7 protein-coding genes are annotated in these 9907 nt (G+C 66.1%); 5 read left to right on the forward strand and 2 right to left on the reverse strand.

Translation table 11 applies throughout. From position 1 onward, the window contains the following. Nucleotides 1-472 precede the first annotated feature (472 nt). Together AAW13_RS40505 and AAW13_RS40510 are read left to right on the forward strand one after the other, a co-directional pair. On the forward strand, nucleotides 473-2722 hold the full coding sequence (locus AAW13_RS40505; RefSeq protein ID WP_046732162.1) for a sensor histidine kinase: 2250 nt from the start codon (nucleotides 473-475) through the stop codon (nucleotides 2720-2722). Further along, complete coding sequence (locus AAW13_RS40510; protein ID WP_046732163.1) at nucleotides 2719-3936, forward strand: DNA-binding transcriptional response regulator; 1218 nt, start codon at nucleotides 2719-2721, stop codon at nucleotides 3934-3936. The genes AAW13_RS40505 and AAW13_RS40510 overlap by 4 nt, the downstream gene beginning before the upstream one ends. An 87-nt stretch (nucleotides 3937-4023) precedes the next feature. Here the strand turns inward: AAW13_RS40510 and AAW13_RS40515 are convergent, their stop codons facing one another. Further along, nucleotides 4024-4950, reverse strand: a complete 927-nt coding sequence (locus AAW13_RS40515) for a hypothetical protein (RefSeq protein WP_046732164.1) — start codon at nucleotides 4948-4950, stop codon at nucleotides 4024-4026. Between the two features lie 29 nt (nucleotides 4951-4979). Next, on the reverse strand, nucleotides 4980-6068 hold the full coding sequence (locus tag AAW13_RS40520) for a hypothetical protein (protein ID WP_143145086.1): 1089 nt from the start codon (nucleotides 6066-6068) through the stop codon (nucleotides 4980-4982). A gap of 699 nt (nucleotides 6069-6767) precedes the next feature. On the opposite strand from AAW13_RS40520, the gene AAW13_RS40525 reads away from it, so the two are divergent. From AAW13_RS40525 to AAW13_RS40535, 3 genes are all read left to right on the forward strand, one after another. Beyond that, the gene (locus AAW13_RS40525) at nucleotides 6768-7031 is read left to right on the forward strand and encodes a helix-turn-helix transcriptional regulator (protein ID WP_276207641.1); all 264 of its coding nucleotides are present in this window, start codon (nucleotides 6768-6770) and stop codon (nucleotides 7029-7031) included. 125 nt (nucleotides 7032-7156) lie between these two features. Further along, nucleotides 7157-8419, forward strand: a complete 1263-nt coding sequence (locus AAW13_RS40530) for a tyrosine-type recombinase/integrase (RefSeq protein ID WP_046732167.1) — start codon at nucleotides 7157-7159, stop codon at nucleotides 8417-8419. Nucleotides 8420-8706: 287 nt separating this feature from the next. Then, nucleotides 8707-9735: a sulfotransferase family protein gene (locus AAW13_RS40535; protein ID WP_046732168.1), complete on the forward strand. Its 1029-nt coding sequence runs from the start codon at nucleotides 8707-8709 to the stop codon at nucleotides 9733-9735. Nucleotides 9736-9907 lie beyond the last annotated feature (172 nt).

Below are 9907 nucleotides of genomic sequence, written 5' to 3' on the forward strand. Positions count from 1 at the left end.
GTACCTGACGACCTGAACGACCTCCAGGAGATCACGCACGACGCTGCGGAGGCAAGGCTTCCGGCCGGTTCACGCCGCCGCAAAGCCTCGTCTGTCACGCGGGTGACCTGCCTGGTGAACACTGCTGTTCACTCACCGTGTCCCATAGGTAACTTGAAGCAGTGTTCTACTCTTGAGCCACCCCATGTTAGAGGACATCCCCTGGGCTGCTCCTCGGGACTCCCCAGTTCCGGTTGCGATACGTCCACGAACGTCACCTGTCTCAACGAACGCTCGGACCAGAAGGCACGTTCGATCACAGGGCTGTGCCCCTTCGTTGGGCGCCGGGTGCCGCAGTCACCGTGAACCCCTGCCCGGCACGCGTACCGCTCAAATCTCCTGAGCAGCGTTTCCAGAGCCCTCCCCGCCGTTAAGATCGCAGCTGGTACTCCTCGGGCGGGGGTGCGGGTGCGAAGCGGTCAGAGGGGCGAGCGTGGACTCCGAGAAGACACAGGCGTTCCTACGTCCCCGTGCGCGCCTGATGAGCACGCTCGGTGAGGAACTGATCAGCAACGAGCGGGTGGCGCTCACGGAGCTGGTCAAGAACGCCTACGACGCCGATGCGAGCCTGGTTGTGATCAGGTTCAACGGGCCGTTGGAGGAGGGCTACGGTTCCATCGAGGTGTGGGACGACGGGCACGGTATGTCCCCCGAGACCGTCCGGGACACCTGGATGGAGATTGCCACACCCTTCCGGCACCGTGCCCCGCGGAGTGAGCAGTTCGGGCGCAGGGTTCTCGGCGCAAAGGGAATCGGGCGCTTCTCCGCAGCCCGCCTCGGCGCCGTGACCGCGATCAGGAGCCGCAAGGCCGGCGGCCCCGAGGTGAACATCCGGCTCGACTGGAGCGACTTCGCCGCCGAGAACGCCTACCTCGACCAGGTACCGGTCCAGTGGAACGTGGGCGCTCCCGAGGTGTTCGCCGATAACGGCGAAGCGCGACGCCTCTTCGACGAGGTGACAAGTGCTTTCCGTGCAGGCGAGAAACAGTCCGCCTGGACGGGCTCTCACGGCACCCTCGTCCGACTCGAAGGGCTTCGGCAGGACTGGGGGGCCGAGTCGGTGGAGAGCCTGAAGCGGTCCCTGTCCCGACTCCTTCCCCCTCCTCCTCCTGTGGAGCTGGACGTACCCGACCAGCCGGAGTTCGCGATCTACCTCTCGCTTCCGGCTGGGCCGTTGGACCACCACACCGGTTTCGTAGGGGCCAGCGAGGCTCTGGCGCATCCGCACTACCGCCTCATAGGGACCATCGACGAAAACGGTCTTGCCGACCTGACCATGACCAACCTCACGTCCGGGCAGTCGGAGACCCTGAACCAGTACCTCTTCCCGTCCCACGGGAAGGCACCCAAGTGCGGTTCCCTGATGCTCGACCTCCGTACCTGGGACCTCGACTCGGCCTCCCTCAAGGAGATGCTCAACATCGACCTCGGGGCCCGCAACATCACCGAGGTCCGCAAGCTGATCAAGGACAACAGCGGTGTCGCCCTCTACCGGGACGGCTTCCGGGTGCAGCCCTTCGGGGAGGTCGACTTCGACTGGCTGGGCTTCGACCTCCGCCGCGTGAACAACCCCACGATGCGGTTCTCCAACAACCAGGTCTCGGGCTTCGTGTACATATCGGCGGACGGTAACCCCGGGCTTCGGGACCGGTCGCACCGGGAAGGACTCATCGACTCGCCCGAATACGAGGACCTGAAAGGTGTCCTGACCCAGGCCGTGAGCCGACTCGAGAGCTGGCGATACTTGCTGCGCCACCCGAAGGGAGAGAGCCGCGAGTCGGGTCCGATCACGGCGGACACCCCCTCCGGTGCCGGAAGCGACCGTCACGGCCTGTTCCAGAACTTCACCCTCTCGCCCGTCCGGGACGTTCTCAACGCGAAGTACCCGGACGACACCGAGTTGAGCCGCGCACTGGAGGAGGCTCAGGAAACGATCGACGAGAGCGTCGAGAAGGTCCAGGAGGTCCTCTCGCAGTTCTCCCGCCTCGCGACTCTCGGAGCGCTGGTCGACGTCGTACTGCACGACGGTCGAACGGCACTGACGCGGATCGCCTACGTCCTCCGCCGGCTGAACAAGCTGGCAGGCCGCAAGCGCGACGAGGACGAACAACTCGCCTCCGCTCTCACGAAGATGCACGTCGACCTCACTGCGCAAGAACAGGCTCTGGACCGGCTCTTCACCCGCGTCGAGCCGCTGAGCGGCCGGCGGCGAGGCCGCCCCCGCGCCCTGTCCCTCCAAGCCGCGATCGACGAGGCCGTCGCGGTCCACGAGGGCACGCTCAAGAAGCACGGCATCACCGTCACCGTCAGCGGCGAGGACGTGACAGTGACGGCTGACCCCGGCGACATCTCCCAGGTGGTCCACAACCTCGTAGGGAACTCGATCTACTGGCTCTCCACCCTGCCCGAGGGGAAGGAGCGCGCCATCCTCATCGAGACGAGGCGGACGCCCGACGACGAGGTCGACATCGACGTGAGCGACAGCGGCCCCGGAGTACGTGAGCAGATCCGAGAGATGATCTTCGACACGTACTTCAGCGACAAGGAGGACGGCATCGGGCTGGGCCTCAGCATCGCCGGCAGCGTCGTGAAGGACTTCTACGACGGCGATCTGTCCCTGGTGACGCCAGGGCCCCTCGCCGGAGCCACGTTCAGGGCAAGACTGCGAAGGAGAGTTGGGTGACGGAGGGGGGCGCGGTGTACCGGGTCTTGATCGTCGAGGACGAGGTGGACATCGCGGAGGAACTGTCCGAGATGCTCTTGGAGGAGCTCTCGGACCTCGGAACGCTCGACATCCACGTCGAGAACGACTTCGACGAAGCTGAACGCGTTCTGGAGACCCAGGCGTTCGATCTGGTTGTTCTGGATGTCAGGGACGCGACACGGCGCGGCTCCGCTGCGCACCCCAACCTGCAGGGCCGTGAACTGTACGACCGGATAGCCAAGACCCGCTGGGTGCCGGTCGTCTTCTGCACCGGCCTCGCGGAGCAGGTGAGCGACCTGGCGCAGCCACCGCTCATCCAGGTGGTGCCGAAGAACCGGCTGGACGACGCCGTCACCGCGATACGGGAGGGCCTTGAGTCCGGTGTCCCGGTCCTCACCCGACACATCACCGCCCTCGTGGACGAGCACGTACGCGGATTCCTGCGGGACGAGATCGCCCCGAACTGGGACCGGCTCGAGGCTGTCGACCGTAGCCAGATTGCCCCCGTCCTCGTGCACCGCCTGGCGGCCTGGCTGAAGGAGAACGCGGCCGAGGCCCTCGGAGCCGCGCTCGGTTCCTCCGAGGACCGTGTGATGGGACACGCGTCGACCGCCCGGATGTACCTGATGCCGCCGGTCACGAAGCACGTGACCGCGGCAGACGTTCTGCGGGACCCCCAGGACGGCTGGTGGCTCGTCCTCACCCCTGCGTGCGACCTCTACGAGGACCTGCCCGGCGGCGGCAATCGCGCGGCCAAGGCCGAGTACGTACGTCTCGCCAAGGCGGTTCCGTTGAGCGAAGCACCCTTGATCGCTCGTTGGATCGAGGCCGGATCCCCCGGCAAGGGGAGTCGGGAGCGGAACGCGGCTCTGGAGATGTTCCGCGACAACAACGCCCGTTACCGGATTCTGCCCAAGTACCTCGACATCCCGGACCTCTTGGTCGACTTCGAGATCGTGCAGTCTGTTCCGTTGGCAGAGGTCCGCTCGTGGACCCGAGTCGCCACGCTGGACAGCCCGTTCGCCGAGGCCATGCTGACCTCGCACGGGCACACGGTGGCCAGGATCGGCACCCCGGTCGTCGACTTCGAGAACATCAAGCAGTCCCTCGGGCTGGACGGAAGGGGGAAGGCCGCGGACCAGAACTCGGTTCCGAGCCCCCGTACCACGACGAAGGACGCCAAGCAGTCCTGATTCCCGGCCCGGGTGATCAGCCTGTCGGCCATCTCGTCCGCGCGCTGGATTCTGAAGCGTGATCTGAGCCCGACCGTGTCGGGGATCTCAGACGGCACAGTCGTGGAGTCCTGTGGTCCATGGGAGGTGAGCTGGCCCATGCCTCCGCAGGACCCGATACGCCGGCACGAACTCGTGAACAAGTGCGTAGGGGGGAGCGCTCTTCAACCGGTGGCACTCTCCGGCAAGAACTTCAGCGAAGGCCAGCAACTTGCGGTGGGCTGCTCCCTCCATCAGATGCGCTGCCGCCTTGGCGCCGTCGCTGATCAGCTTCGTGGTGCTGATCAACTCGTCCTTGGCGGCTGGATCCCCGTGTGCAAGGGCAGGCGACAAGCGGTCTCGTTCTCCGAGCACGTGGGCAGCTGCCAAACAGAGAACGGTTGACGCTGTTGTCTCGGCGGGTTCTCCCGCATTGGTCATGGCATTTGCCAGCAGGGGGAGAGCGGCGAAAGGCAGGGGGTCGGCAATGTCCCAGAGGGGCTCCGCGACCTGGAGCCCGGCATGTGTTCCCGTACGGTCCACGTGCAGCAGAGGCCGGTCGGGAGAGGCCTGACGTAGTTCCCAGCGCTCGACGCTGGGGTCCGCGATGGCGGCCCTGAGGATCGCACGAAACGCCTCTCTCAGGCTCTCAACGGAGACGTCGGGCACGTCCAGCCGCACGAGACTGCCATGGCGCCGGATGTCCAGCACCGGGAATCTGGCTTCTCCAGCTGCCTGGAGTATGGCGAGGTCTCGGCCCACGTAGTTCGAGTTCTCCGCGCCCCGGATGACCAACGATGCGTTCTGTGCGTAGGCCACGGCGACCCCGTGTTCGAACCCGCGGCAAATGGCGCGAGCGCGGAGCGCTGCGTCCAGTACCTCGTCGAGATCGGCCGGCTGTCCGCCCAAGAGGAGTGTGCTGTTGACGGGGTCCCAGCGGAAGTCCTCGTGGGCGTTCGCGTTGCGCCACTCAGAGCGGATCGTCGAGGCAAGCAACTTGCACAGCGGCTGACCGTCTTGAGCGGTCAGCAGATCCCGGACGGCGACGAGCGGGGCCCCTGCGGAACCGTCCTTCCCAGCAGTTCCAGTACCACAACAGCCGTGCGCCTGACGTCTGCTTCCAGCACGGCCCGGTGCAGGTCCATGACCGCCCGCGCCTTCTCTTCCTGGTATTCCTCCTGGTAGTAAGCGTCAAGGTAGGCGATCTGTCCGCGATGGGCGGACAGCATCTCCGGTTCTCGAGCGACGTGTCGTGCCATCACTGAACATGCCAGTTCCGGATCGGACTTCAGATGGGACGTCACCAGGTCACGTCCCAGGAGGGCAGCACGGTGCGTTACCAAGGGGCGATCGGAGATCGCTAGGACGGCAAGGTGATGGAGAAGTAGCACCGTTAGGGGCAGCGAGTCATCGATCAGATGTCTCATGCTCCGGCGCAGCCGATGATCGAGCATCTGCGGGGCTTCCGACCAAGCGGCCAAGAGGCGGGCCCGCGACGCCACACCCGACCCGGGACCCACTTGCTCGGCCGACACCCCGAGCGTTCGCTGGTAGGCGTCCTCGTAAGGAAGGCCGGCGTGATCAGTCCTGGCGGCAGCTTCCAGAGTTCGCCCGGCCGCCTGGGCCGCGAGAGCATACCGCAGTACTGCAGACCAAGCAGACTCCGCCCATCCCTGTTCCAGGCAGGCGAACAGCGCTTGAGCCTCGCTCCGATTCGCTCGCGCCAGGTCAGTCGCCAACCGTCGCTCTGCCGCGCTCGTACGGGACGGACTGAACCGGGAGACCTCTTCTGCGACAGCGCCCAAGGCAACAACCGACGCGTGGAGACTCCGCAACAACTCCGGAAGCTGCTTCCCGACGGTTCGGCCAGAAGCGGTCCGCAGGCGCAGGATCTCGGTAACCTTCTCGTCGGTCTCCCGCTGAAGCCCGGACAGGTCGGCTTCCCGCAGCACTGTTTTCCATTGCGCGCGGGTCACCGGTACAAAGGCGACTTCCTGCTGTCCCGTGCTCGGCTCACGCGGCGCGGAGAGATTCAGTTTTCGGATGACTGCTCGCGCAGCAGTGCAGGATTCTCGTTCAACTGTGCCCAGTTGGTTGGGAAGGGTTACGTCCACCAGCACAGGATGACACCGGTGGCCCGCTTGAAGCGTGATGTTTTCCTTGCGAGGGTCGGTACCCTCGCACGACGACGATGCTGTCTCGGCGACGCCGACAGGAGGGTCTGTGGGAGGCCGACAACTCGGATGATCTGCTTCCCTGCTACCTGCGGCACCTGTCTCGGTGGCCAGCCGGTGGCCGGACGTCTTTGGACGACGTAATACGAGGTAGCACAGATCAACCAGTCGCACATGCTCTGATCAGGCAGAACGTCACTGGGTAGCACGACCAGGCGCCACGTAACACGAACGCTCACGGTCTCGCAATGCGTAGGTCTCGGATTTGCACCCTTGAGACGGCTCTAGCGAGTGCCCAGGTCATAAGAAGCTGCCCTGGGCTTTCTCGCGCCCGGGAGCATCGCTGAGTTCAGCAGTGAACTCTGGCCGCAGTTCGGTACCGAGGCGGACTGCGCGGCCTCGGTGATCTGGAACGTACATCTGGCAGCGCAAGTCCAGAGGCGTCAAACGTCAGCAGACGATGACCGTCCACCTTGCGCTATCACGACATGACAGCCGCACCAAATCGCTGATTCTCCTGATTCTGATCCTGCTCGCCGGCAGTTATCCGTGCGGCTCCGCCGTGCGGTAGGCGGGAGGACGGAACGACCGCTGCTTTGGCAGCGCATACTTCGGAGACACGCGATGCGTAACCAGGCCATGCCTACCGTTGAGGCTGCGTTCCTGAATGTTCAGGACGCTGCGAAGTACATGGGTATCTCGGTGAACACCCTCTACGTCTGGCGTCACCGCCGGCAAGGGCCGCCCAGCTTCCGGATGGGGCCCGGTGGGAGGGTCATGTACCGCCGGGATCTGCTCGATGCGTGGCTAGACGCGCAGCAGCAGGCGGACTCACGGTCGAACCCGGCTCTCAACCCGCTGAACAAAGCGCCGCAGCAGCGCGAACGACGCCCGGCTGCTTGACCTGGGAGAACCGTTCCGGAGAGTTCAGCAGCACTCGGAATTTCATGCGCACGGAGATCGTCTGTGTGTCTGATCGCGGCGCAAGTCGGGCCGAGGGATCATGACCAGGCCGAGGAGAAACGCGTATGGCGGGTTACATCGAGGACCGGTGGCTCAAAAAGCGGCCGAACAAGGAGACGGGCAAGCGCGAACGCACCGCGCTGTGGGGCAAGTGCACCCGCTACCGCGTCAAGGGGATACCGGGAGTCCGTGACCGGTCCTTCGATACGGTCGCGGACGCCAAGGCGTGGCTGGCCGAGACGCAGACCGACTCGCGTCGAGGGGACTTCGTCGACGCGCGCGATGGTGCAATCAGCCTTCGTGAGTACGTCGAGAAGCACTGGTGGCCGTCCCAGGTGCATCCCGCCCAGACGCTGGAGAGTATGAGGCACCGGATCTGGGGGCAGGTGCTGCCGCAGCTCGGAGACCTGGCGCTCAGGGACATCGGCGTCGCGGAACTGCGTAAGTGGTCGGCCGATGTACAGAGGGCGGTGGCGTCGAGCACGGCCTACGTCGCGTGGGTCTACCTCAAGGCGATCATGCAGGCCGCGGTTGAGGACAAGCGGCTGTACCGCAACCCATGCAAGGGCAACAGCTCGATCAAGCCGCCGAAGAAGCCGGATCGCAAGGCTCGTGCCTGGGAGCAGAAGCGTGTTGACGCGGTACGGGAGGCACTGGCCGACCGCTACCGGATCGCGCTCGACCTCGGCGTCGGATGCGGACTCCGACAGGGGGAGGTGTTCGGCTTCAGCCCTGGTGATATCCACGGCGACTTCGTGCATATCGAGCGGCAGGTTCTCATGTACAAGTCGCGGCTGTACTTCGGGCCGCCCAAGGGCGGCAAGGAACGCGACGTACCTCTGCCCGAGGTGCTCGCGAAACGGCTTCTCACGCACCAGGAACGCTTCGAACCGATCGGCATCACCCTGCCATGGCTGGACCCTGAGGAGCCCGACCTCGCACGCGAGGACCGGCGTAAGGTGACCGTCCCGCTGCTCGTCTACACCGGCCGGCGCGGCGCGATCAACCGCACCACCTGGAACACTAAGGCGTGGAAGCCCGCGCTCGCCGACGTCGGGATCATCCCGCCGCTGCCCAAGCGGCAGCCCGGTGAGAAGCCGTCGCGCGTCTGGGAGCCCAGCCGCGAGCACGGCTTCCACATCTTGCGCCACACGTACGCCTCGGTGATGCTCGAAGCCGGTGAGTCGATCGTCTCGCTCGCGAAGTGGCTGGGGCACTCCGACCCGGCGTTCACGCTCCGGACGTACACGCACTTCATGCCGCAGGCCGGCGCGCGGGGACTGTCCGCCATCGAGGCGTGGTTCACGGGCTCGGCCGAAAGTCCCTGAGAAGTCCCAGAGGGCGAAACCAGCCGCCGGATGCCCATAAACATGCAGGTCAGAGCGTGATCGCTCCCTGAGCGGAACAGAACCCGGCGTACAGCCCGACTCGTCTGCCTTCACCTTCCTTCTGATTCCTTCCGCTTCCTTCCGCGGGACGGGTCCGCCGGTGTCGACTCTTTTGCGTGAAGTCGGGCTCGGTGCGGGCGCGTGCGACCTGTCGCGCCGGGCAGAGTTGGACGGCGCACACGGGGAACGGCTCCCCGGAGGACCGGCGGACGACGCGGAAGGTGACCATGCGTTCCTTGACCTTCGTCATCGGTACCGGACGCAGCGGCTCGACCGCGCTGTCACGCATCCTCAACGCCCACCCGGATGTGTTGAGCCTCAACGAGTTCATGGCCTCGGTCGGCGATGCCGCGTTTCCCGAAGGCCGCGTCAGCGGCGCTGAGTTCTGGCAGGCTCTGTTCCGGCCCGCTCCGCACTTCGAGCGGATGATCCGCAGCGGTCTGCCGATGCCGGAATTCCTCTACACGCGCCGGCCGGGCAGATACACGGCGGAGACCACCGGCATCCCCGCGCTCTCCCTGATGGTGCTGCCTCACCTCACGGACGACCCGGACGGACTTCTCGACGAGCTCGGCGCCGCGGTGGCCAGGTGGCCCGAACGGACCGCCGCCGAGCAGCACCGGGCACTGTTCGACCTGCTGTGCGCCCGGTTCGGACGCACAGCCGTCGTGGAACGATCCGGCTACTCGACGGGCTGGGCACCAGGACTGCGTGCCGCGTTCCCGCACGCGAAGTTCGTGCACCTGTTCCGGGACGGACCGGACTGCGCCCTGTCCATGAGCCGCCACCCCGGATACCGCACGATCTCCCTGCTGCGCGAGATCAAGGAACGCGCCGGGATCGGCAGCTTCGCCGACCTGACCGACGAGCACGTGCGCGCGCTGCCCGCGGACCTGGCCCCGCTCCTGAGCGAGCGTTTCGATCCCGCCCTCGTACGCGACCGGGCCATCCCGCTGCGTACGTTCGGCACCTTGTGGTCCGAACTCGTCACCGAGGGCACGCGCTTCCTCGCCCGGCTGCCCGCCGCTCAGAGCGGCACGCTCTCCTACGAGAACCTCCTCGACCATCCCGACGAAGAACTGACCCGCCTGGCCGAGTTCATCGGCGTGGACCCCCAGCCGCACTGGCTGCGGTCCGCGGTCGCGCTGCTCGACCACAGCAGGCGCGGCTCCGCGCGAAGACTTCCAGGCACCGAACTCGCCGAACTCACCGAAAGCTGCGCCCCCGGCACCCGCGTTCTGAACGCGGCTCGCTGAACACCAGGGACGGCCCACTGACAACGGCGGCGACCGCGCGGGCCCCGGCCGTTCGGTCTCGGTCCCGAGCTTTGTCGAACCGCGGTGATTCCGGTGCCGGAGCGGCGCAAGTCGTGGTGACGGGAGCGGTGGGAGACGGCCTGTGGGGTGGGTGGGGGCGGAGGGGGTGGTG

It is taken from the genome of Streptomyces humi (assembly GCF_001005085.2).
Taxonomy (GTDB): domain Bacteria; phylum Actinomycetota; class Actinomycetes; order Streptomycetales; family Streptomycetaceae; genus Streptomyces; species Streptomyces humi.

Coding starts and splice junctions, on each gene's coding strand:
- AAW13_RS40525 (WP_276207641.1), top strand. CDS start 6,768: ATGCCTACCGTTGAGGCTGCGTTCCTGAATGTTCAGGACGCTGCGAAG.
- AAW13_RS40530 (WP_046732167.1), top strand. CDS start 7,157: ATGGCGGGTTACATCGAGGACCGGTGGCTCAAAAAGCGGCCGAACAAG.
- AAW13_RS40535 (WP_046732168.1), top strand. CDS start 8,707: ATGCGTTCCTTGACCTTCGTCATCGGTACCGGACGCAGCGGCTCGACC.